Source organism: uncultured Campylobacter sp. (assembly GCF_938045205.1).
Lineage (GTDB): Bacteria > Campylobacterota > Campylobacteria > Campylobacterales > Campylobacteraceae > Campylobacter_B.
This window is the reverse complement of the sequence record NZ_CALIMY010000132.1, coordinates 20,872-42,629: the sequence shown is the minus strand read 5'-3', so window position 1 is coordinate 42,629 and position 21,758 is coordinate 20,872. Positions and strand designations below refer to the sequence as shown.

Below are 21,758 nucleotides of genomic sequence, written 5' to 3'. Positions count from 1 at the left end.
GGCACAGCGACGGCATGGTGAGATGGATAGATGAAAACAGCGTGATTGTCAATGATTTTTCAAACGAGAGCAAGAGTTTTAACGATAGGCTTATAAGGTCTCTTAAAAAGTGCGGTTTGAATATCAAATTTATGAAGTATGGCGAGGGCTTTTTTAGTAAAATAAGAGATTGGGGCGCTTACCTAAATTTTATTAAAATAAACGGTCTTTTGATAGTGCCAGTATATGGGACAGATGATGACTATGTCGCGATAGAGCAGATCAAGAAAATTTATGGCGGTTGCAAAGTAGAGACGATAAATTTAAGCGAAATCATAGAGCTTGGCGGAGCGCTACACTGCATAACGGCAGAGAAATTTGGGCGGTAGAGTTACCGCCATTTTTAAAACTATTTTTGTTTTTGCTCCAATATTCAAAATCTTCTGGAAATTCTACATTCTTGTTTAAGTAGTCATTCCAAAATTTATTTATACCTCTAGCAATAGGCTCAAAACTCTCAGCCGACAAAAAATCACTTTTTGCATTATTGCAAATGTAGCAAGCCAAACGGCAATTATCTTTTGAATATTTATTTTCACTTTTTGGCGCTGTTATCACTCGTTCAACTTCTAAAAATTTTCCTCTTGGTCTAGCTTTTTCATATTGCGTATTTTCACTTTTAAAGTATTCTTTTAAATCAGCTTCTTCAACTCCGCAATAGCAGCATTTTTTCTCTTGATTGTTATACCAATTAAAAAAATTTGCCATTCCCTTAAATCCTTCTAGTCTTGTATTTTTGCTATTTTTTACAACTTTTTCAGCTTTTGATAGAGCTTTCCAGCTATTAAAAAAATCTTCTTCCACCCCTAATGGTTTTTCGGATCTCAAGTCATCTTCCGTTAATGTATATTTGCTATTTTTTACATTTTTGCATATATCATAAAAAGTTTTTTCTAATCTGTAAAATTTTGAATTTTCTATATCAAAACATCCAAAGATGATCTTGCCTATTTTCTCTACTCCGCCAAAAATACTTTTCACATCCATCTTTGCCATATCCTGTTCTTTTTCAATAGGAAATGAAAAATTATACTTGCCGTCTTTAGTTTTTTCAGCGCTTTTTACTAAAGTATGTTCGCTCTCAACATAAAACCAATTTAAATTCTTTTTGTTGTTTTTTTGATAAATGTCGACAGGCTTAAAATTACCTTTGAAAAAATCCAAATTATTGTAGTTAAGTAAAATTTGGGCTCTCGTTGCAAGAGAAATTTCTGACCAATTTTTCTTCATTCTTTTATTCTCCTTTGTGAAAAATGTTATATTTATTATATCACTAATGTTTAGCCTTAAATTTTAAATTTACAAAATTCTACTAGTTGCAAACACTGTCCGATAAACTACGCCAAAGTCCTAAATTTAACCCCAGCTTAAGCATAAGCTTGTATACTTTGGCTTTAAATTTAAGGCGGCAAATGAGATCACAGAGCGAATTTTTTGGCGTTTTCATCACTCTTCTTGGCGGCGTATTATGGGGATTTAGCAGTGTTTGCGGGCAGTATTTGTTCACGCAAAAGGGCGTTAGTGCCGACTGGCTCGTGCCCTACCGCCTAGGCCTCGCCGGGCTTGCGATGGTAGCGTATTACATCGCTCGCTCGCCGCGCCTAGCCTTTGCGCCGCTAAAAGATCGCGTGCTTTTGCCGCAGCTGCTCATCTACGCGTTTTTTGGGCTTATGATGACGCAGTATTCGTACTTTTGCGGTGTCGAGCTCTCAAATGCCGCCGTCGCGACCGTAATCCAGTACTCCGCGCCCGCGCTCATCCTCGCCGTCGTTTGCTTTTTAGAACGACGCGTGCCTAAAAAGGTCGAGCTCATCGCGCTCATTTTCGCGGTGCTGGGCGTCGTGCTGCTCGCCACCCACGGCGATCTGGGATCGCTGGTTATCAGCGCGGAGGCGCTGGTTTGGTGCCTCATTAGCGCGCTTGGCGTCGTGATTTATAGTCTCATCCCAACGAAGCTAAATCAAAAATACCCCGTCGCGCTAAATTTAGGCTGGGGCATGGTCATCGGCGGCGGCGTGCTCGCGCTTTACACGCGGGTTTGGCAGCTAGGCGGCGTGAGCGACGCGGACGGCTTTGCGGCGCTTGCCGCAGTAGTGGTACTTGGCACGATATGTGCGTTTAGTTTTTACATGACGGGACTAAAGATAATAGGCGCAAGCAGGGCGAGCATGATAGCGTGCATCGAGCCGGTGAGTGCGGCGGCGTTTGCCTATTTTTGGCTGGGGACGGAGTTCGTGTTTCTTGATTTTGCGGGCTTTACGCTGATTATCTCGTGCATATTTTTGCTGGCCAAAGATAGAAAAAAGGCGTAAATTTGGAGGAGAGATGATCTATTTGGCGCAGACCGATACGACGGCGGGATTTTTGAGCAAGGATTTTCGCGAGATAAACGCGCTAAAACGCCGAGCGGCAGACAAACCCTGCCTCATAACGACGGCAAAGCTTAGCGAGCTAAAAAATCTCACTCGCGTGCCCGCTAAATTTAAAAATTTAGTGCGCCGCGCGAGAAAAACGACGTTTTTATATCCGAACGCCAAGGCCGTGCGCGTCGTAAAAGGGTGCGCTCACGAGGAGTTTTTAAGGCAATTTGACTGGCTTTACTCCAGTAGCGCAAATTTAAATGGACAAAGCTTCGACGAAGCCTGGGCGAAAGCGGCTGCAGACGAGGTAGTGGATCAAAATTTCAGCCAAAATGCAAGCTCGAAAATTTATAAAATTTCAAAAACGCGCTTAAAGCGGCTGAGATAGCGCTGCACTCAAAATTTACACGCGCAAAGAACACACAAAAAAGAGGCGCGGCGGGAAGTAACTTTACAAATTTAAACGGCTTTGCAAATTTAAAACCAGATTCCTCGCTTCGGCTACTTTGTCCTCTGCACGATTTAAAACGGCCTTCTAAATTTAAAATAGCTCTGTAAACTTAGCCGAGCCGTGAAATTTCGTCACATATAAACCGCGCAAATACCGTCTGAAATTTTAAAAAATCGCGAAAAGATCACGGCAGGCTCGCAGAAAAATCGTATAAAAAGCTGTAAATCCCCCCTCCCGTTGCCTTCAAATAGTAAAATTCCTGCCGTTTTCGGAGCCGTAAAATTTCGCTATTGCTAGCTTTTGAATGAAATTCTATCGCCAAATACTCTCGATCAAAATTTTAACTCGGGCGAGCTAAGATTGTCGCTATAAATTCTTGCATCCCGAACATTTTCGATTAAAATTTTAAAGATCGGGCATTGCCGCCGGTTTTTATCCGAGCCGCTACGCACCGTTTTGATCGAAGCTCCACCGACGCCGCTTTTGCCTTTGATTAAAATTTGATCTTTTAAAAAAGCTCCTCTGGCGCCGCTAAAATCAAAATTTCGCTGCTGCGCCAATAGTTTTAATAAAATTCAGACGTCACTTCCGCCGACACCTATTCAATTAAAATTTTATCGCCGCTGCTGCAAGTAGTTTGCGATCAAAATTCTATCATCGCCGATTGTATATCAAAAACCCTGCCGCCGCCTCATCGCTGCTGCCGCCGATACTACGCCTTTGATCGCCGCTGCCGCAGCAAGCGCCGCAAAGCCGTCCGCATCACTTACGCCCTTTAGCTGCCAAACCTGCGTTTAAAGCGCAATCGCACCGCCCCCATTGCTGCGCCACGACGACAGATCCGCGATAAAATTTCCGCCGTCGCGCAACGTGAGTCAAGCCAAACGCTGCAAATTTTAAAATTTAAACCGCCTCTCGCCGCGTAGCACTGATAAATTCCAACCGATAAATTCCGCTAGCTAGTCTTTCATTTCCGCATAAATCATAAATTTCCATAAATTTAACGCTGCCTTTCTTGCTTTATATTAAAATTTCGCTAAAATTACCGCATTAAATTTGAGGCGCAAACGGAGTTTAAGCTTAAACCGCTTGCGGGCAAATTAAATCCATTCAAGGAGCTTTTATGAGCGGTGTTGCGTTAATCATCTGCTTCGCCATAGCGGTCGTCGTGATGATTTTTTTGATCTCCAAAGCAGGCGTTCACCCATTTTTGGCGCTAATGCTTATCTCCCTGGCGCTCGCGATCGTTGCGGGCATACCGCTAGCCAAGATCCCCGCGATTATCGGCGACGGATTCAGCGGCACGTTTAAGAGTATCGGTATCGTCATAATCTTCGGCGCGCTCATCGGCACCGTGCTCGAAAAGACGGGCGCGGCACTCAAACTCGCCGATATGGTCGTAAACGTAGTCGGGCAAAAGCGCCCAGAGCTTGCGATGCTCATAATGGGCTGGATCGTAGGTATCCCCGTATTTTGCGACAGCGGCTTCGTAGTTTTAAACCCGATCCGAGAAGCGATCAGTAAAAAAATCGGCGAAAATCCGGTCGCTCTTGCAGTAGCGCTCTCCGGCGGACTCTACGCCTCGCACGTATTCATCCCGCCGACTCCGGGACCGATCGCCGCAGCAGGCGCCGTGGGTCTAGGCGGCAATCTGCTACTCGTAATCGCAATGGGCGCGGTAGTATCATTGCCGGTGCTAATCGCTACATACTTTTTTTCCAAAAAAGTCGCCAAGAGCGTGCATATAAGCGAGGCTGAAGCAAATGAAGTTATCGCAAAAAGCTACGACGATCTGCTTAAACAATACGGCAAATTGCCGAGCGGATTTTTGAGCTTAGCCCCTATTTTGATCCCGATCCTATTTATGGCGCTGGGCTCCGTCGCCAAGATCTTAAAAGTAGGCGGATTTGCGGGCGAAATTTCGCAATTTTTAGGAAATCCTATCATCGCGCTAGCCTTGGGCGTAGTTTTTGCGGTATTTCTACTTGCACAAACCGACAAACTAGGCGAATTTAGCGAGATCACCAACGAATCCTTAAAAATCGTAGGCCCGATCCTCTTCATCACCGCAGCGGGCGGAGTGCTAGGCAAGGTAATCACCGACGCCGGCTTCGTAACCTACATCAAGGACAATGCGACCGCGATTAAAGCCGCGGGAATTTTCTTCCCGTTCTTAATCTCGGCAGTCCTAAAAACCGCGCAAGGAAGCTCCACCGTGGCGATCATCACCACCGCTTCGATCATGGGCGCATTTAACGCGGACGGCTCGCTGATGCAGGTGCTGGGCTTCACCTCCGAAATGTCCAGCGCGCTTGTGGTAATGGCGATCGCAGCGGGCGCTATGACGGTTTCGCACGCTAACGACAGCTACTTCTGGGTTGTTACGAATTTCAGCAAGATGAATCCGCAGCAAGGCTACCGCACACAGACCATGCTAACCCTAATTATGGGCATTACGGGCATGATCAGCGTTTGGATTTTGTCGCTGTTTTTGATCTAGGCTAGCTTATTCTAGCCGCTACCGCGCTAAATCAGTGCGGAGCGCTACGGGCATCTACCAGCGGCTAGCTACATAAGATTCTTTAAATTTACGTAGCTAGCCGTACCGCGCAAATGCCTTAATATTAAAATTTCGTATAGCGGAGTTTTAAATTTACACACAAAGCCTCAAGGAGCGAAATTTTAAAATTCTATCGCTACGGAATTTTAAAATTTAGCCGAAATTCTGTGGCTTACAGAATTTTAAAATTCCACGACATGAAATTTTAGAATTTGCCCCATAAATTTGGCAACGAGATTTTAAAATTCTACTCTTGCTTCAGTCTTGTCATCGTAAATTTAGCCTACGCGCTGTAAAATTCCAAAATTTTAAGATACCAGCTAAAGGAAAAATATGAAAGTTTTAGTCGCGATCGACTCGTTTAAGGGCTCACTTAGTTCGCTTGAGGCGGGCAACGCCGTAAAATCAGGCATCAAAAAGCTAGGCTGCGAGGTGCTCGTCAAACCTATCGCAGATGGCGGCGAAGGAAGCGTTGAAGCCCTTGCCGACGCGCTAAAAGCTAGGTTTATGGACGTCATCGTAGCAAATCCGTTAGGCGAAAAAACGCCCGCGCGCTACGCCTTAAAAGGCGAGCTAGGCATCTTAGAAATGGCGTCCGCATCGGGTCTGCCGCTCATCGAAAAATCGCGCCGCAATCCGCTAAAAACGAGCACTTATGGCTTTGGCGAGATGATAGCGCATGCGATCACGCACGGCGCGCGAAAGTTTATCATAGGCATCGGCGGAAGTGCTACGAATGATGCGGGTATGGGTATGCTGCGCGCGCTTGGTTTTAAATTTAAAGATGCAAATGGCGCAGAGCTTGCGGGAGCGGGCGAGGATCTGATTAAACTCGCCACGATAGATTGCACTTCGATGCTGCCGCATCTTAAAGAATGTGAGTTTCTCATCGCCTGCGATGTGGATAATCCACTTTTTGGCGAAAACGGCGCGGCATATATTTACGCTCCGCAAAAGGGCGCGGATGCGACGATGGTAAAGCAGCTCGATGCAGGACTTATCAATTTTGCAAGCGTCGTAAGCAAACACCTCGGACGCGAGCTTTGGAATAGCCCCGGAGCAGGAGCTGCTGGCGGGCTGGGCTTTGGTTTTGTAAGCTTTCTAAACGCGACGCTTAAGCCGGGCATCGACATCATCACCGAAGAGATCGGGCTAGAGCGCGATATGCAAGGCACCGAGCTCGTCATCACAGGCGAAGGAAGGCTCGATTTTCAAAGCTCGATGGGTAAAACCCCTTGCGGTGTCGCAAAGATTGCTGCTTCTTACGGCGTGCCCGTAATCGCGCTGGCAGGCGGCATCTCGCCCTGTGCCGGCGGCTGTAACGAGCGAGGCATAGGCGCATTTTTTTGCATCCTAAACGAACCGATGAGCCTTGAGCGCGCGATGGAGCCCACCGTCGCAACGCAAAATTTAGCCCGGGTCGCCGAACAAGCGGTGCGATTATTTCTACTCGGACGCGGCGCCAAATAGGGCTTTTGGACTGAAATTTAAAGCACAGGTGCTAAAATTAGCAGCGAGCGCGGTATGTATGCGTGACAGGTGCGGTTGCGAAATAAGGCGGCGGCGGCTCGCAACATATAAGCACGACAAAGTGCGGCAGGAGGCGAGCATGGCAAAAAAGCTAAATTTTATGCAGGATGGATTTGCGTGCTTTAAAGGCACGGCGCGATCTTGACGCAGATGCGGTGACGCGCAGCTTACAAGGCATAAAAAATATACGCGAAGAAGCAGGCGAGAGCCACAACGATGGACGTTAGTAAAACGGCGGCTTGCGGCAAGGATATGGGCTATGACGTGCATGCGTGGCAATCAAATACCGCGCGCGTCTCGCGGCGAGCGGCAAAATTTCATCCGCCGCAGACCGCGGTAAGTGGATAAATTTTGCATTAAAACGTAGCTTTGCTGAAATTCTAGCGCGTTTGAAAATACGGAGCAATAGGACAGGAGGTAAGACGGCGAGCGGCTCAGCAGTAACGCAGCGGCGCGAAATTTTACGGCGCAAAAATTTATTTTACCGCGCGATACATACGCAAGGCGCGATCTAAAACTCATTTTCCAATCAAGTGGCTCGCGCACCCCTCGCAATACATAACCTCAAGGCATGATTAAGACAGACAGAATTTTAAAATTTAACGCCGTATTCGCAGCCTATGAGATTTGCAACGTAAATTTAAAAGCAGCGCCGCGCTTTATGAAATTCCATTTAAATTTTAGCCTACGATATGTCCGTCTTGAGGCGAAAAAGACCGCTCAATCGCAAAATCGCGCTTCTGTAAAGATGGTGGCAGCGCATTACTCCGCTCGCTCGCAAAGCCCGTCAAGCCCTCCGATGACGCTTTGATTCGGAGCGGGTCGCGTCTGCGTAAATTGGTATTATTAAGATCGCGGATTTGCTTATCGCTAAATTTAGTGCAGATGCGGCTACCGTATGCCGCTACGACAGGGCCGGGCTTGCGTTAAATTTGCTCCGATCGCGCTGTGCTTTTACGATAAAATTTATAAAATTTTATTTGCGATCGGCGCCGTGAAATTTTATAAAGCTCCATTTTAAAAATTTGCGGCACGGGCACGTACCGACCAGATCGTCAAGCTAAAATCAAATATCAAAATTCCAAGCGGCGAATGCAGAAAAACCCTCGTCCTAGCGTATCTGCGGCGGCGGCGCAGGCGCGCTAAATTTATCGCTTTTAGGACGCAAAAGACGCACAGACGCGGGCAAAATTTATTGATTTTATAGTTTAAAGCATCGAATTCGCGCGCCTAGGCTAAATTTTAAATTTAAAGCGCGCGACGCTTCGGACGCATCCGCGCGACTGCGAGCGCTCATAAAATTCGCCCGAAGCAAGGTTATAAACCGCAGATGGGCGCAAAATTTATCGCCGCAAAAATCAAATTCGCGAAAGCAAAAAGGCTCCACGAGCGCTCGCTGCCGCATCCGCCCGAGTAAATTAAAATCGCATGATCCGCCTGGCTGTCATACATAGAGGGCGTCGCTGCAGGCATTTGCACTTAAATCCGGTGCGATCGCAATGCGATTTAAAACCGCGCCTGCTTAAATTCGCGCCGTTTCGGTTCGCTCACAATCACATCTCGCCGCAGTAGCGCTTTAAATTTGCGCCGCCCAAAATCGCTCGGATCGAATTTACGCTACCGCAATCCGCGCAGACTAAAGCGCCGCCGCTTAAAAGCGTAAAATTTACCTCTCAAACGGCGACGCGAAATTTCGCTAAAATTTCATCTCTTAATTCAGCGCGCGATTTATAAAATTTCGCCCTCGTCCTGCCCCGAAATCTGCGGCTTAGGCAGCGCCAGGCTCTTTGCAGTTTTGCTAAAAAGTATCAGATCCTCGGTGCTTTGCACGCTCCACGGCAGCCGCGAGAGCGCGAATTTGAAAATTTCAAAGCAGGAAACGGCATCGCTAAATGCGCGGTGGTGGACGTTTTGCACGCCTAAAAGCTCTTTTAGCGAGCCGAGCCCGTATCTTTGCGCCTTGATCGTGCGGCGCGCGAGCTCGACGGTGCAGAGCCTGCGATTTAAAAGCATTCCAAAGCCGCATTTTTGCAGGCTCGCGTCGATGAAGCCGTAGTCAAATTTGACGTTGTGCGCCACAAAAACGCTATCGCCTAAAAACAGCCTAAACCGCTCCAGCACGCTAGCTAGCGGCGGCGCACCCACAAGATCGTCCGCGCAAATCCCCGTAAGCTCCGTGATATTTTCGGGCACGACGGGCGCGTAAACGAAGCTCTCGAAGCGATCCAACTCCTGCATGCCGCGCGTTTTTATCGCGCCGATTTCGATGATCTGGCCGTTTGAGAGCCCGCCGTTTGTTTCGATGTCCACGAAGCAAAAAATTTCATCCGAAATATCCGTCTCACGGGTTTTGAGCGTGATTTTGCCGTTGTCGAGTTTTATTATCTCTATGCCCAGCGCACGCCACATCGAAAGGTCTTTGGGCTCAAAAAGCTCGGTAATCTCGGCAATATCGCTTGCTTTTGAGATAAAATCGTAATAATTTATGCTCTTTTGAGCCAGTAAATTTATTAAATTTTCGATCTGACGCGTCAAAATTTTACCCCTGTGCCGCGCCTAAATTTTAAGCGCACGGATCGCCTCCGCGTAGTCGTTTGAAGAAAATATGTAATTGCCCGCTACCACGACGTCGGCGCCCGCTTCGTCGATATCTGCGATATTCAGCCCGTTTACGCCGCCATCGACCTCGATGAGGCATTTTGCGCCTTTACGATCGATCAGCTCGCGCAGCTGCTTAATTTTCTCAAGCGCCGAGGGGATAAATTTCTGCCCGCCAAAGCCAGGATTAACGCTCATCAAAAGCACCATATCCACTTCGCCCAAAATAAACTCCAGCGCGCTAAGCGGAGTGTGCGGATTCAGCACAACCGCAGGCGAGACGCCGCTATGGCGGATATGATCTATGAGGCGCAGCGGATGGGTCTCCTCCTCGATATGGAAGCTAAGAAATTTCGGCCTTAGCGGCAAAAAAAGATCGACGAAAAACGGCACGTTTTTGACCATCAGATGGATGTCTAAAGGCTTGCTGCTCGCCTTTGCCGCGGCGCTCGCTACAAGCGGTCCGATCGTAAGATTGGGTACGAAATGCCCGTCCATCACATCCACGTGAATGAGATCGGCGCCCGCCTCGCAGACTGCGCGAATTTCCTCCGCAAGCCTTCCGAAATCCGCCGATAAAATGCTGGGTGCTACATACATTAAGATTCCTTATAAAATTTTAAGATGCGAAATTTTACTTAGTTTTGTCATAAATTTCGCTAAATTTAAACCGCGGCGGATTTTAAGCATAATTTGAAATTTTTTCGCTATAATCGCCATTTATTTTAATCATCAAGGATTTATTATGGCAAGAAGATGCGCAATCACCGGCAAAGGTGCGATGGTAGGAAACAATGTCAGCCACGCAAATAACAGGACCAAAAAGAAATTCCAGGTCAATCTACGCACCGTCCGCGTTCAGCTAGAAGACGGCTCAACCAGACGAATCAAAGTCGCCGCCTCAACTCTACGAACTATGAAAAAACAATCAAAATAACCTCTTAAAGAGGAATTTATGTCTGTTTTGGACAAGATCAAGCGATTCCTCGACTGGTCCGGCTCGACTAAGCCGGACATCAACCTCTACACAGAAATTTACGACCAGCTACGACCTTTTCGCTTACCACTGATAACCATCGTGCTGATGATGCTAATCGGCACATTAGGCTATGTCTTTATAGCGGGCTTTTCGCTCGTGGATGCCTTTTATCAGGCGGGTATGACCTTCACGACGGTAGGCTTTACCGAAGTAGCGCCGATATCGCCCGCAGGTAGAATTTTTACCGTCTTATTCATCCTCATGGGCTTTGGAACCTTTTCGTTTTGCCTGGGCGTCGTCGTCGAGGTCATAAAAAACGGCAAACTTCAAAATTTACTTAGGGAGCAACGAATGATCAATAACATCGCAAGGCTCAAAAACCACTACATTATCTGTTACAACAACATCTACTGCGCCGAGCTTGCCAAGCAGTTTCGCGAAAACCACCTACCCTTCGTGGTGATCGACCCCGATCCCGCTCTAGCCAAAATCGCCGAGGAAAACCGCTACCCCTACTTCATCGTAGGCGAGCCGCACGTGGAAACCACGATGCTAAAAGCCCACCTCTCATCGGCCAAATGCGTCATCACCTTGGCTCCAAATTTAGCCGATAATATCGCGATAATCTCGCTGGTGCGCCTATACGAAAAGGAGCTTGGTCGCATCACTCCCTACTTCATCATGGCAAATAGCGATGATGACAGCGACACCGAGAGGCTAAAAAAACTCGGCGCAAATTCTATCGTCTCACCATCCAAACTCGCCGCACAAAGACTCTCTGCGATCAGCGTGCGCCCTGATATGGAAAACATTTTGGAGCGATTTTTGTATAAAAAAGACTCACTCATCGATATCGAGGAGATCACGGTGCCCGATTTTTCGTGGATCCGCTTCAAGCGCCTAAAAGAAACTCGCTTGCGTGATTTTACAAACGCCGACGTCGTGGGAATCAAAGAGCCCAACAGCCGCTTCATTCCTATGCCGGATGGCGACTACCTCATCGGTACTGGGGTGAAATTTTTAGTCATCGGCACGGCAGAGGGTATCCGCAACACCAAAAAGCTCATCCGCAGCAAATACAAGCCACAGGAGATGAGATATGTTTAAAATCGCTAAGCTCGAGGGCGGCTTGCAGAATGTCGAGGGCTTTTATTTTGACGGCGTGAATTCGGGCTTTAAAAAACAGGGCAACGATCTAGGATTTATCCGTGCGGACGAGCCCTTTGCCGTAAGCGCGATCTTTACGAGCAATAAATTTCAAGCCGCGCCGATTAGGCATTTCAAAAGGGCGCAGGAGCGCGCGGGCGGGGAGCTTAAAACAAATTTTATCCTCGTAAATTCTAAAAACGCAAACTCTATGACTGGGGAGCAAGGCATCGCGGACATCGATGAAATTTTTAGCGAGCTTGGCAAAAAAATCGCTCTGATAAACCCCGTCATGAGCTCCACCGGCGTCATCGGATACCGCCTTAAAAAGGAAAAAATTATCGCCGCCGCGCAAAATTTTGACCTTTCGGCACGAAACTCGAACGCTCTAGCCACCGCCATTATGACGACAGATACGATAAAAAAAGAGCTTGCATATGAAATTTCTTTAGAAAACGGCGAGAAATTTCGCATCACAGCCGTTTGCAAGGGCGCAGGCATGATCAATCCTGCGCTTGCAACCATGCTCTGTTTCGTCCTGACCGACGCAAAAATACCGCGCGCGGATATGGACGAGCTGCTAAAAAAGTCGGCGGAGCAGAGTTTCAACACCGTAAGCGTCGACGGCGACACCTCCACCAACGATACGATTATGCTATGCAGTAGCGCCAAATGTGCTTACGACAAGAATGCCTTCTCATCCGCGCTAAACGCCCTGACGCGCGAGCTTGCGCTAATGCTGGTAAAAGACGGCGAAGGCGCAAACAAGCTGGTGCGATTTAGAGTAAGCGGTGCCGCAAATGCTGGGGATGCCCGCACGGCGGCAAAGGCGCTTAGCAATTCGCCACTTGTTAAAACGGCGATCTTCGGCGAAGACCCGAATTGGGGTCGCATAGCCTCCACCATAGGCGCCTGCGGTATCGAATGCGACGAAGAAAAGCTGCGTATTAAATACGATGACGTGCTACTTTATGACGCGCAAAATCGCGAACTGGACGCCGCTCGCGAGGCCACGGCCCACGCCGTAATGCAGCAAAAAAGCTTTACGATCTGGTGCGATTTAGGGCTCGGGGATGGCGAGTTTAGTGCATACGGCTGCGATCTTAGCTACGACTACGTAAAAATCAACGCCGATTATAGATCATAAAGATTCACAGCTTACTCTTTCATAATAAAAATCTCGTCTCGAAAATAGCGAATAGCGGCAGGGCTTTAAAGCTCTGCCCTAAAATTTTATCATTTAAATTTGCCTGTTTTAAATTTTTAAATACTAAAATTTTACCTTTTAAAATTTGGAATCTCATGCGTGAAATTCAGTCTAAATTTGATAGCTGAAATTAGGTTTTAAGCGCTTTATTGATATACTTAAATAAATTTTTCAAAGGAGTAAAGCATGTTTCATGAATACAGAGATTTAATCACTGAGTTAAAAGGCAAAAACGCACGATTTGATTCGCTTTTCGAGAAACACGACGAGCTGGATCACAAGATCGCCGACGCACAAGCCGGCAGAGTGCATATGAGCGATCTGGAGATCGATGCGATGAAGAAGGAAAAGCTTCGCATAAAAGATGAGCTAGGCACCCTGCTAGCGCAATATAAAGCCGAAAAGGCAGATAAATAAAGTTGCTTGCGGCGAAATTAAGATGCAGCAGAGTGCTAGCAAGGCTAATTTCGCCGCTAAGCTTTAATCCGTGTTTAGAATTTTCTAATCTCAATAAGTTTAGCCGCTTAAATTTGCCGCGCGCGATAGAGATATTAAAACAGCGCGCCAAAACAAGTTAAAATTTATACCGCACGCTCCCACCTTGACACCTCTAAATAATTTTTACGTATCGGCTACATAACTGCATATACCAACAATGCGGTATTAGCGCAATCAAATATAATTCGTTACGGCTCTCTATAGCCCTTTCCGCTTCCAAAAATATCTCTTGCTGAATTCGTTTTGCGCTACAGAGTAAATTAAAAATTTATGCTGCGTCGCCTGCAGCCTGGCTTTTAAATTTTACTTTGCAGCGAGCATTTTCTAGTAAATTTCAAATCTTACGCTTTGCTTATTGCAGGCGCAATACATACTTTTAAAAATCCGCATTTCAAAGGAATCTGAAGTAGCGCTAGAATTTTAAATTCCCGTTCGCGCTAACCGCGAAATTTCAAATTCGCAGACTTCAAACAAGCGCTAGTTTATGCTAGAGCCTACTTTAATCTCTTCAAAGAATTTAGCTAAGCTTGCTTATTTTAACCCGCTTCGTTGAGCTTTAAAAATTTAGATTATTTCTTTGATCGTATCGGATAATGCCTACCGGCACGGAATTTCTAAAGTTACCTTGTTTGCTATATGCGCAATTAAAAGCGGCGCTAACGGGGAATTAAATAATATAAGTGGATCTGTAAAAGGTATGAAATTTAATCATAGGATTTTAAGCGCCAAGAATTTGCGATAGAATTTCGCCACGCAAATCAAATCCCAAAACTAACCTGGCCTACTCGAAAACCTTCGCTTCTAAGCCATGTAGCCTTTGCAAGCCGATATCGATATATTCGTTAAGCTTCTCATTATTTTCCAGCAATTTGTCGTAATAGCTCTTGGCTCTTTCTCTCGCGGTCGCATCAGGCTCGATATACTTTAGCCCGCTTTTGAAAAATCCTTTGGATTCCACAAAATAGATCGAGTGGATCTTCTCGCAGTGCGATAGCCCTGCTTCAGTGTAGTTTAAAATCGATTCGTACGCGATGTTGCCTAACAGCTCCTGCAGTCTATTTGCGGGATTTTTGAAAAACTCGGCAAACTCCTTATACGGCGTAAAAACCTGATCCAGGTTTTTCATCGCATCGCCGTAGATACCCTTTTTCAGGCGAAACATCGTCATTTCTTGAGAACTTACAAACTTCTCTATTGCTTTTATCGTATCGTTTTTATTCACTAAATTTTCCCTTTTAAAATATGAAACGCTCGGATTATATCGTTTGTTTTATAAAAATCCGTTAAAAATCGGTTAAATTTTACCCTAGCGTTTTAGCCAATTTTCCTTGAGCGCTTTTTATTAAATTTCCCGCCTCAGCCGCCGCACTTCTCGCACAATCCTCGCACGAGCACGCTTTTGACATTTTTTTGTGGCAAAGCTGGCATCGAAATCTCCTCCATTTTATGGCAGCTTTCGCAGACAAAATACGCTTTGGCGCCGTCGGTAAGCTCATAAAAGCTTTTATGATTATTTTCGCTGGTAATTATCAAATTTTTCTCTTCCAAAAGCGCTATATTGCGATATATAGTGGTTTTATTCGCACCTGTTAGTTCTACTAGTTCATCGTAGCTTACCGGGCATTTTTTCTCGCTTAGGATCTGCACGATCTGCACTCTAAGCGCCGTAGGAGCGATATCGTGACTCGTTAAAAAATCTTTGGGATCCATTTTACGCCTTTTTTAAAATTTAAGCGATGATAGCGAAATTTAGATAAATTTATATTAAGTTGCAACTAAGTTGCTTTTGATATACTTCCGCAATTTTTTTGGAAAGGAATTTTATGAAAAAGCTTATTTTCACGCTTTTAGCAGCTAGTTGCGTAGCATTCGCCAAACCTACGGTCACCACGACTATACTTCCTACGAAGTATTTTGTTGAACAGATCGCAGGTGATACCCTGCAGGTAAATACAATGGTAGGCAAAGGCGCTGATCCGCACACATACGAGCCTAAGCCTTCGGAGATGAAAATGCTAGAAAATAGCGATCTGTATTTTGCAGTCGGTATAGAATTTGATGAAGTCTGGCTACCAAAGCTTGCCGCATCGTATCCGAAGATGAAGATAATCCGCACCGAAGATGGCATCACTAAAATGGCTATGGCAGAACATCACCATCACGACGAACATGATCATAGCGCACATCACGATGATCACGATCATGATGCGCACCATGAGCATGGTGACAAAGACCACGAGGCGCACGAGCACCATCATCATCACGGCGGTTTAGACCCACATATCTGGCTCGATCCGCAGCTTGTAAAAATTCAAGCTAAAAATATTAAAGACGCGTTAACCAAACAGTATCCAAAGGATGCTAAAATTTATGAAGCAAATTTCGATAAATTTGCTAAAAAGCTTGACGAGCTAGACGCTTACGCAAAGCAGAAATTAGCGGGCGTCAAGGGAAAGAAATTTATGGTTTATCATCCGTCTTGGGGCTATTTCGCGCATCGATACGATTTAGAGCAGATCGCAGTCGAAGTGGAGGGCAAAGAGCCTAAGCCTGCGGATTTAGCCGAGCTAATCGAGGAAGCCAAAGAGGAAAAGATCAAGGTGATTTTCGTCGCACCGCAGTTTTCCAAAAAGGCAGCGCAAACCATCGCCGCTCAAACGGGCGCAAAGGTTATAGAGATCGATCAGCTGCCGCTAGATTGGTACGAGACGATGAAAAAGACGATCGACATTTTCGGAGAAAATTTGTAGTTGATGAAATTTATTAAAATTTTACTTTTATCCGCGATCTTTAGCTCGCGGATATTTGCGTGCGCTCTGTGCGCCTTATACACGCCCACTGCGCACGTTAGCATTACCCCCGTCGCGCAAGACGGCAAGATCGTGAGCCTGCACTTTTCGTGGCTCTTCTCTCAAAATTTCACCGACGTTATAATGCAGACCTACGATATAAATTCCAACGGCAAGCTTGAAAATAGCGAGCTTGCCGAGATAACTAAGGCGATGACTGACTATCTAACCCCCAAAAGCTACCTTTGCGAGGCGGAATTTTACGATCAAGCGCCAAAAAACGCAAAGCCCGCACTTAGCAACCTCGTAGGCACGCAGATCAAGGGAAATTTTAAAAACGCAAAAAGCCTTATTAAAAAGGGCAGGCTTGAGTTTGAGTTCGATCAAAAGGTCGGCTTCGAGCTGCGAAACGGCCGCGTTCTTAAAATTTCCATTAACGACGATCAGGGATTTTTCAATTTCAAAATGCTTGACGACAAGCCCATTAATCTAGGCGAGGGCTTTGTAGCGAAGCCTAATTCAAATTTAGCCACCACTTTTATAGAATTTAGCGGCGAAAAGCCAAAGATCGCAGATAAAAAACCGCCTATTTCAAGCGCGCCGAACTCCGATTTAGCGCAGGATGGTCTTGCATCTAGCGAGCAGAGTCTTGCGGGCTCAGAGGATAAACTTGCGCAAGGCGGCCAAGCTAAACCGAATTCCAGCTCAGCACGCAGATCAAACCAAAGATCCGTCGGCGACATCGTTTCGGAAGCTGCAGCAGAGGCGCAAAAAAATATAGCCGCTTCGGATACCATCGCGCAGATTAATAAAGCCGCAAAAAAGGACGTGCAGGCAAAAGGTGGCCCTGCAAATTCTGCGGCGCCTGAAGATAAAGGCGCGGGCGAAAATTTTGCTGCGATCCGAGACAATTCTTTAAATTCCGCGCATTCTACGCAAAATTTTGCGACTCCGCCCGAGGAGAGTTCTTTAAATTTAGCGCAAAATAGCGCTAGCAAAAACGGCGCCACATCCGACAGCGACGAGATTTCAAGCGAGCAGCACAAAGAGGTCTCGCTGGGATTTGTCGCGCAAAAGACGATGGATTTTATGAAAAGCCTCAAAACGGCGTTTCGCGCAAGCAGCGAGCATGCAAGCGCGAGCACCATCCTATGGGTCTTGGCGCTTTCTTTCATATACGGCTTTTTCCACGCGGCGGGTCCTGGGCACGCGAAGCTGCTAACGGCGAGCTATTTCTTAGCCCATGGCGGCAGCTACGTCAAGGCCTTTGGATTTGCCCTCAAAATCGGGCTTCTACACGTCCTAGGAGCGCTCGTTTTGGTAAGCGCGAGCATGTTCGTGCTGCAAAACGTCGCAGGGCTCGTCTCCACGAACTCTGCCTCAATCACAACGAAAATTTCGGCGCTTCTGATCATCGTCATAACCGCGCTCATCATCTACGACAAAGCTCGCCGCGTAAGATCGGGCGCCCACCACGATGCGGGCTGCTCCTGCGCTGCTTGCGCTTCCGCCGCAAATACCGCAGAGACGGACGTCAGCTTAAAAAATACGGCGTTTGCAAACGCCGGGAATTCCGCTTACGCAGCGTCAAAGAGCTATAAATTTTCTAAATTTAAAACCCCTAGCGGCGAATCCGCACAGTATTTAGATACTCAAAATTTAGGCGCCGCAACGGCAGAGCTAAATTCGAATTCAAATTTAACCGCAAGCCTAGAAGAAAACTCGCCTAGCCAAAACGAGCAAGAAAAGGTCTTAAATTCTATAAATTTAAAAAACCAAACCTCGTCTCGCTCGCTGCAAAATGGCGCAACTGGCGGCGGCGAGAAAGGGCGGGAGTGGCTTATCGCGCTTGCGGCGGCGCTCGTGCCTTGCCCCGGCACGATCCTTATTTTCGTGCTTGCCTTCAGCCTCGGAAGCTTCGCGCTTAGCGTCGCGAGTGCGCTTTTCATCGGTTTTGGAATGAGCGTCGTGATATTTTTAGCCGCGCTTTTCGGCGCGAAAGCAAACGAACTAAGCTCGAAGCGGCTCGTAAGCCTGAAGCTTTATATAGAATTTGCGGGGCTTTTCGTGATGTTCGGGCTCGGGATTTTTATGTATTTCATCTCAGACACCCTCAGGATACTGTAATCGCAAGGTTTTAATGCAAATTTTAAAAAGCGGCTCGCGTGAAATATAAAGTTTATGCGATACGTTAAATTTTAAATCCGGTGCGAATTGTTTTCAGAATAGTAAGATTTTAAAATTTGCGCCGCACGGACTGCATAAATTAAGCTCCGATCTCGACTATTTAATTATGAGGCGAAATTCGCTCTTTATGAATTCCGCTAAATTTTGCTACAATACGGGCGAAATTTTTCTCAAGGATAGATATGTCGCCTTCTTTGCAAGATGCTATTTCACAGACTTTAATCGAGCAAAAAGCGTGCGCTAGAGTTTTTAATAGATATTACCACCTCAGTATAGCCGCCTTTTTTGCGGTCCTGTTCGTATTAGTGTTTCTAAACGGCGTTAAAGCAGACACTCCTCTAATAAAAATTGCCGAATTTTCGAGCGTCTTGATCCTTTTTCAGATCTTTTGGATATTTCTTCTTCATTGTGCCGGTCAAGAAACTGAAGCAGAAATTCGCTACTACAAATTTTACAAAGAGATATTCGTCCGCGCCGTAATAAACGATATAGATGCTGGTTTAAAATATGATCCATATACCGGTATGCAAGAAGAGGAATTTCAAAAATTTAGAATTTATAGGAAATCTAGGATCAAAAGCGAGGATCGGATTACGGGCGTGTACTGCGGGATTAAATTTAGCCTCAGCGAGGTACATAGCAATAGCAGGTTTTACATGAAAACGGATAATCCGCTCATAGCGGCGATTATGTTGATCAAAATATTCTACGATAACTATATGGACTTTGACGGCAACGTACTGATCTGCGAGCTCGCGAAAAAAACCTCGGGCAAAACGATAGTGGTAAGCAGGGAGCTAAACGCCAAGATCTTCGGCGAAAAAGAGATGATGGACGATGTGGATTTTATGCGCGATTTTCGCGTGTTTGCGGATGACAAAGTAGAAGCGCGCTATCTGCTAACGCCCGCGTTTATGGAGCGCCTGCGCGAAATAAATCGCGAAACGAGCGGCGAGTTTAGCTTGAGCGCGGTATTTATGGATGAGCGTTTATATCTATTTTTAAACGGTGTGCCCGATCTTTTTGAAACTACTCTTTTTGATAGGCCTGCTAGCATAGAGCTCGCGCGCGAATACCAAACGCAGATCCGCAAAATTTTAAGCCTAATCGAGACACTAGGACCACAAATTAGCAGGACGCATTACAGCTGAAATTTTGTACCTGCTCATTTTAGGCTAGACGGAGTTTTCCGGCGAAGCATAATTTCGGCAAAACCGTAAAATTTAATCAGCGGCGCAATCTCTCGGCAGCCGTCCTAAATTTAATCAGCAATAAAATCGCTCGGTGGTTGCCCAAAATTTAAACGGCGATACGATTAGAGATGAAAGTACCTATCGCGCATAAATTTGAAGCAAAAACGCCTTGCCGTTGTCTTATAAATAAAATTTAACGCTCCGATGCTTCCTGGAAGCGACTCTTGCTTAGCGCTTCATGCTCAAAATAAAATTTGACCGCGTCTCGTATCGCAGCCTCTAGCTTTTAGTGCCAAACTCGCATAGCGACGAAATTTAATCGGCGGCGCCCGCGATGATGAAATTTAAAAGTAGATCCGCAAGGACGAAATTTAAATTTAAAAACAAAACCGCGATGAGAGTTAAATTTAAAGCGTGCGGCGCTTACAAAAGCCGCACGCTAAAAGGTATCTGCCAGGACGCAGCCGCAACGTACCTCAAGCGCTAGCTCTGCACGTACTCAAGTTCGCTAAAATCCTTGCCGCGCGTTCCCGCGTTGCCTCATCAAACGCCGTCGTAGGCTGGATTGTAAATTTAAATTATAAAGAATTGTATGAGGCGAAATTTAAAATTCCGCCTCCTAAGCGGAAAAGGATTAAAGCGCCGCGTAGCGCACCATTAGGCAAGTTGGTAGAGCCGCTAGTTTATCGAGCGTGCTTTTTTGCACTTCGGAATCGACCAAAATGACCGCCAAAGCATCCCCCTCCTCGCCTCTGCCTAAGCGAAAATCCGCGATATTGATGTTCTCGTCGGCTAGGATCGTGCTTACGGATTTGATAACGCCTGGCACATCGGTGTTTTTGAATATTATCATCTTGCCTTTCGGCTTAAAATCGGTCTTAAATCCGCCGATATTTACGATGCGCTCCTCGCTTCCGTCAAAGACCGTGCCCGCAACGTTTGAGATCGCCTCGTCGGTCGTAACCTTAACCGCGATCTCGCTTTTATAAACGCTGCGCGCAAGCTCGCCGAAGCTCGTCTCGATACCCTTTTCATCCGCAAGAAATTTAGCGTTGACGTAATTTAGCGAATCGCCCAAAGAATCGTGCAGCGCGCCTACGATAGCAAAAACGAGCATCGATTTTAGATACTGCACCACCTCGCCGCTGCCCTCGATAGTGATCGATTTGATCGGGCCCTTGTTGATCTGCGCCGCAAGATAGGCCATTTTGGAGACCAAATTTATATACGGCTCGATACCGCGCGGCAGATCTTCAAGTTTAAGCGGCAAATTTAAAGCGTTTGGATAGTTTAAGCCGCGCGCGGCGCTGATCGCCTGCTCTGCGGCTTCTCGGGCGATATTGCTTTGCGATTCGAGCGTATTTGCTCCAAGATGCGGAGTCGCGCTTAAATTTTCGATATCCAAAAGCTCGTGATCGGTCGCAGGCTCTTTGTCGAAAACGTCGATGCCGAGATATGCGATCTTGCCGCTGCGCAGATTGTTTGCGAGCGCCTTTTCGTTGTAAAGTCCGCCTCTAGCGCAGTTTATTAGGCGCACGCCGTCTTTCATCTTCGCTATTTGCGGCTCGCCTACCATATTTATCGTCTCTTGATTTTTCGGCGTATGGATCGTGATGAAGTCGCAAGATAAAATTTCATCGAAATTTTTCGTATATTTTACTCCGAGCTTCGTGGCCTTCTCAGGCTCGATATACGGATCATAGGCGATGACGTTCATCCCGAACGCAAGCGCGCGCGCCCCCACGCGCGAGCCGATGTTTCCAAAGCCGATGATACCGAGGCTCTTTTTATAAAGCTCGGTGCCGTACCACTTCTCGCGCTTCCAAATTCTATTAATTTTCAGATCGTTGCAGGAATTTACATATTTGCGCGCCGCATTCAGCAGATGGCACATGGTCATTTCGACCGCGGCGATGGTGTTTGCCGTAGGTACGTTCATCAAAATAATACCGCGCTTGGAGCAACCGTCGATGTCGCAGTTATCTACGCCCACACCCGCACGCACGATCGCTTTTAGCTTGGTGCCGGCATTTAGAAATTTCTCATCCACCGCCGTAGAGCTTCTGGTAATCGCAACGTCCGCATCGCCTAAAATTCCGTATAGCTCGCTCTTGGGCACGTTCGTGGCGTCGATTACTTTAACGTCCGATTCCTGCTTAAGCAGATCAAAACCGATTTTGTGGATTGCGTCGCAGACTATGATAGTTTTCATTAAATTTAA

23 protein-coding genes are annotated in these 21,758 nt (G+C 46.5%); 16 read left to right on the top strand and 7 right to left on the bottom strand.

Annotation, left to right across the window (positions count from 1 at the left end; all coding sequences use genetic code 11):
• Window positions 1-368 (top strand): agmatine deiminase family protein (locus tag Q0198_RS08020; protein ID WP_297896764.1); only part of this gene is annotated, 368 nt, incomplete at its 5' end.
• Here the strand turns inward: Q0198_RS08020 and Q0198_RS08015 are convergent.
• Window positions 313-1,269, bottom strand: coding sequence for a hypothetical protein (locus tag Q0198_RS08015; protein WP_297896762.1), 957 nt, complete (start codon window positions 1,267-1,269; stop codon window positions 313-315). The two genes, Q0198_RS08020 and Q0198_RS08015, sit on opposite strands and share 56 nt — an antisense overlap.
• Window positions 1,270-1,451: 182 nt before the next feature.
• On the opposite strand from Q0198_RS08015, the gene Q0198_RS08010 reads away from it, so the two are divergent.
• On the top strand, window positions 1,452-2,351 hold the full coding sequence (locus tag Q0198_RS08010) for a DMT family transporter (RefSeq protein ID WP_297896760.1): 900 nt from the start codon (window positions 1,452-1,454) through the stop codon (window positions 2,349-2,351).
• Between the two features lie 13 nt (window positions 2,352-2,364).
• Window positions 2,365-2,787 carry a Sua5 YciO YrdC YwlC family protein gene (locus Q0198_RS08005; protein WP_297896758.1) on the top strand — a complete coding sequence of 141 codons (423 nt, stop codon included), beginning with the start codon at window positions 2,365-2,367 and terminating at the stop codon, window positions 2,785-2,787.
• 395 nt (window positions 2,788-3,182) lie between these two features.
• On the opposite strand, the gene Q0198_RS08000 is transcribed toward Q0198_RS08005, so the two are convergent.
• Window positions 3,183-3,410 (bottom strand): hypothetical protein, encoded by a 228-nt coding sequence (locus tag Q0198_RS08000; RefSeq protein ID WP_297896757.1) that lies wholly within the window; start codon window positions 3,408-3,410, stop codon window positions 3,183-3,185.
• 563 nt (window positions 3,411-3,973) lie between these two features.
• Between Q0198_RS08000 and Q0198_RS07995 the strand changes: the two genes are divergently transcribed.
• The 5 genes from Q0198_RS07995 to Q0198_RS07975 all read left to right on the top strand — a co-directional run bounded on the left by Q0198_RS07995 (window position 3,974) and on the right by Q0198_RS07975 (window position 7,961).
• Window positions 3,974-5,350, top strand: coding sequence for a GntP family permease (locus Q0198_RS07995; RefSeq protein ID WP_297896756.1), 1,377 nt, complete (start codon window positions 3,974-3,976; stop codon window positions 5,348-5,350).
• A gap of 393 nt (window positions 5,351-5,743) precedes the next feature.
• Complete coding sequence (locus tag Q0198_RS07990) at window positions 5,744-6,880, top strand: glycerate kinase (protein ID WP_297896754.1); 1,137 nt, start codon at window positions 5,744-5,746, stop codon at window positions 6,878-6,880.
• Window positions 6,881-7,156: 276 nt separating this feature from the next.
• Window positions 7,157-7,288 (top strand): hypothetical protein, encoded by a 132-nt coding sequence (locus tag Q0198_RS07985; protein WP_297896752.1) that lies wholly within the window; start codon window positions 7,157-7,159, stop codon window positions 7,286-7,288.
• Between the two features lie 223 nt (window positions 7,289-7,511).
• Window positions 7,512-7,751, top strand: coding sequence for a hypothetical protein (locus tag Q0198_RS07980; protein WP_297896751.1), 240 nt, complete (start codon window positions 7,512-7,514; stop codon window positions 7,749-7,751).
• An 87-nt stretch (window positions 7,752-7,838) separates the two neighbouring features.
• Window positions 7,839-7,961: a hypothetical protein gene (locus Q0198_RS07975; protein WP_297896749.1), complete on the top strand. Its 123-nt coding sequence runs from the start codon at window positions 7,839-7,841 to the stop codon at window positions 7,959-7,961.
• Window positions 7,962-8,668: 707 nt separating this feature from the next.
• On the opposite strand, the gene Q0198_RS07970 is transcribed toward Q0198_RS07975, so the two are convergent.
• Both Q0198_RS07970 and rpe read right to left on the bottom strand, forming a co-directional pair.
• The gene (locus Q0198_RS07970) at window positions 8,669-9,475 is read right to left on the bottom strand and encodes a 3'-5' exonuclease (protein WP_297896748.1); all 807 of its coding nucleotides are present in this window, start codon (window positions 9,473-9,475) and stop codon (window positions 8,669-8,671) included.
• Window positions 9,476-9,496: 21 nt separating this feature from the next.
• Window positions 9,497-10,138, bottom strand: coding sequence for a ribulose-phosphate 3-epimerase (gene rpe / locus Q0198_RS07965; protein ID WP_297896746.1), 642 nt, complete (start codon window positions 10,136-10,138; stop codon window positions 9,497-9,499).
• Window positions 10,139-10,283: 145 nt separating this feature from the next.
• Between rpe and rpmB the strand changes: the two genes are divergently transcribed.
• The 4 genes from rpmB (at window position 10,284) to Q0198_RS07945 (ending at window position 13,287) form a co-directional block, all read left to right on the top strand.
• Window positions 10,284-10,475 carry a 50S ribosomal protein L28 gene (gene rpmB / locus Q0198_RS07960; protein WP_297896744.1) on the top strand — a complete coding sequence of 64 codons (192 nt, stop codon included), beginning with the start codon at window positions 10,284-10,286 and terminating at the stop codon, window positions 10,473-10,475.
• 18 nt (window positions 10,476-10,493) lie between these two features.
• Complete coding sequence (locus tag Q0198_RS07955; protein WP_297896742.1) at window positions 10,494-11,624, top strand: potassium channel protein; 1,131 nt, start codon at window positions 10,494-10,496, stop codon at window positions 11,622-11,624.
• On the top strand, window positions 11,617-12,810 hold the full coding sequence (gene argJ, locus Q0198_RS07950; RefSeq protein WP_297896740.1) for a bifunctional glutamate N-acetyltransferase/amino-acid acetyltransferase ArgJ: 1,194 nt from the start codon (window positions 11,617-11,619) through the stop codon (window positions 12,808-12,810). The genes Q0198_RS07955 and argJ overlap by 8 nt, the downstream gene beginning before the upstream one ends.
• Before the next feature lie 246 nt (window positions 12,811-13,056).
• On the top strand, window positions 13,057-13,287 hold the full coding sequence (locus Q0198_RS07945; protein WP_177387402.1) for a YdcH family protein: 231 nt from the start codon (window positions 13,057-13,059) through the stop codon (window positions 13,285-13,287).
• A gap of 862 nt (window positions 13,288-14,149) precedes the next feature.
• Here the strand turns inward: Q0198_RS07945 and Q0198_RS07940 are convergent.
• Both Q0198_RS07940 and Q0198_RS07935 read right to left on the bottom strand, forming a co-directional pair.
• Complete coding sequence (locus tag Q0198_RS07940; RefSeq protein ID WP_005873131.1) at window positions 14,150-14,590, bottom strand: hypothetical protein; 441 nt, start codon at window positions 14,588-14,590, stop codon at window positions 14,150-14,152.
• 134 nt (window positions 14,591-14,724) lie between these two features.
• Entirely contained in the window at window positions 14,725-15,078 is a 354-nt protein-coding gene (locus tag Q0198_RS07935; RefSeq protein ID WP_297896737.1) for an HTH domain-containing protein, read from the bottom strand.
• Between the two features lie 113 nt (window positions 15,079-15,191).
• On the opposite strand from Q0198_RS07935, the gene Q0198_RS07930 reads away from it, so the two are divergent.
• The 4 genes from Q0198_RS07930 to Q0198_RS07915 all read left to right on the top strand — a co-directional run bounded on the left by Q0198_RS07930 (window position 15,192) and on the right by Q0198_RS07915 (window position 20,024).
• Window positions 15,192-16,118 carry a zinc ABC transporter substrate-binding protein gene (locus Q0198_RS07930; RefSeq protein WP_297896735.1) on the top strand — a complete coding sequence of 309 codons (927 nt, stop codon included), beginning with the start codon at window positions 15,192-15,194 and terminating at the stop codon, window positions 16,116-16,118.
• Between the two features lie 3 nt (window positions 16,119-16,121).
• Complete coding sequence (locus tag Q0198_RS07925) at window positions 16,122-18,284, top strand: DUF1007 family protein (RefSeq protein WP_297896733.1); 2,163 nt, start codon at window positions 16,122-16,124, stop codon at window positions 18,282-18,284.
• A 242-nt stretch (window positions 18,285-18,526) separates the two neighbouring features.
• Window positions 18,527-19,495 (top strand): DUF3137 domain-containing protein, encoded by a 969-nt coding sequence (locus Q0198_RS07920; protein WP_297896731.1) that lies wholly within the window; start codon window positions 18,527-18,529, stop codon window positions 19,493-19,495.
• Window positions 19,496-19,871: 376 nt separating this feature from the next.
• Window positions 19,872-20,024 (top strand): hypothetical protein, encoded by a 153-nt coding sequence (locus Q0198_RS07915; RefSeq protein ID WP_297896729.1) that lies wholly within the window; start codon window positions 19,872-19,874, stop codon window positions 20,022-20,024.
• A gap of 147 nt (window positions 20,025-20,171) precedes the next feature.
• On the opposite strand, the gene serA is transcribed toward Q0198_RS07915, so the two are convergent.
• Window positions 20,172-21,749 (bottom strand): phosphoglycerate dehydrogenase, encoded by a 1,578-nt coding sequence (gene serA / locus Q0198_RS07910; RefSeq protein WP_297896727.1) that lies wholly within the window; start codon window positions 21,747-21,749, stop codon window positions 20,172-20,174.
• Between the last annotated feature and the right edge of the window lie 9 nt (window positions 21,750-21,758).

Excerpts from the sequence above, each read along its gene's own strand:
- Q0198_RS08015 (WP_297896762.1), bottom strand. The coding sequence starts at position 1,269 with ATGAAGAAAAATTGGTCAGAAATTTCTCTTGCAACGAGAGCCCAAATT.
- Q0198_RS08010 (WP_297896760.1), top strand. The coding sequence starts at position 1,452 with ATGAGATCACAGAGCGAATTTTTTGGCGTTTTCATCACTCTTCTTGGC.
- Q0198_RS08005 (WP_297896758.1), top strand. The coding sequence starts at position 2,365 with ATGATCTATTTGGCGCAGACCGATACGACGGCGGGATTTTTGAGCAAG.
- Q0198_RS07995 (WP_297896756.1), top strand. The coding sequence starts at position 3,974 with ATGAGCGGTGTTGCGTTAATCATCTGCTTCGCCATAGCGGTCGTCGTG.
- Q0198_RS07990 (WP_297896754.1), top strand. The coding sequence starts at position 5,744 with ATGAAAGTTTTAGTCGCGATCGACTCGTTTAAGGGCTCACTTAGTTCG.
- Q0198_RS07985 (WP_297896752.1), top strand. The coding sequence starts at position 7,157 with ATGGACGTTAGTAAAACGGCGGCTTGCGGCAAGGATATGGGCTATGAC.
- Q0198_RS07980 (WP_297896751.1), top strand. The coding sequence starts at position 7,512 with ATGATTAAGACAGACAGAATTTTAAAATTTAACGCCGTATTCGCAGCC.
- Q0198_RS07975 (WP_297896749.1), top strand. The coding sequence starts at position 7,839 with ATGCCGCTACGACAGGGCCGGGCTTGCGTTAAATTTGCTCCGATCGCG.
- rpe (WP_297896746.1), bottom strand. The coding sequence starts at position 10,138 with ATGTATGTAGCACCCAGCATTTTATCGGCGGATTTCGGAAGGCTTGCG.
- rpmB (WP_297896744.1), top strand. The coding sequence starts at position 10,284 with ATGGCAAGAAGATGCGCAATCACCGGCAAAGGTGCGATGGTAGGAAAC.
- Q0198_RS07955 (WP_297896742.1), top strand. The coding sequence starts at position 10,494 with ATGTCTGTTTTGGACAAGATCAAGCGATTCCTCGACTGGTCCGGCTCG.
- argJ (WP_297896740.1), top strand. The coding sequence starts at position 11,617 with ATGTTTAAAATCGCTAAGCTCGAGGGCGGCTTGCAGAATGTCGAGGGC.
- Q0198_RS07945 (WP_177387402.1), top strand. The coding sequence starts at position 13,057 with ATGTTTCATGAATACAGAGATTTAATCACTGAGTTAAAAGGCAAAAAC.
- Q0198_RS07935 (WP_297896737.1), bottom strand. The coding sequence starts at position 15,078 with ATGGATCCCAAAGATTTTTTAACGAGTCACGATATCGCTCCTACGGCG.
- Q0198_RS07930 (WP_297896735.1), top strand. The coding sequence starts at position 15,192 with ATGAAAAAGCTTATTTTCACGCTTTTAGCAGCTAGTTGCGTAGCATTC.
- Q0198_RS07925 (WP_297896733.1), top strand. The coding sequence starts at position 16,122 with ATGAAATTTATTAAAATTTTACTTTTATCCGCGATCTTTAGCTCGCGG.
- Q0198_RS07920 (WP_297896731.1), top strand. The coding sequence starts at position 18,527 with ATGTCGCCTTCTTTGCAAGATGCTATTTCACAGACTTTAATCGAGCAA.
- Q0198_RS07915 (WP_297896729.1), top strand. The coding sequence starts at position 19,872 with ATGATGAAATTTAAAAGTAGATCCGCAAGGACGAAATTTAAATTTAAA.
- serA (WP_297896727.1), bottom strand. The coding sequence starts at position 21,749 with ATGAAAACTATCATAGTCTGCGACGCAATCCACAAAATCGGTTTTGAT.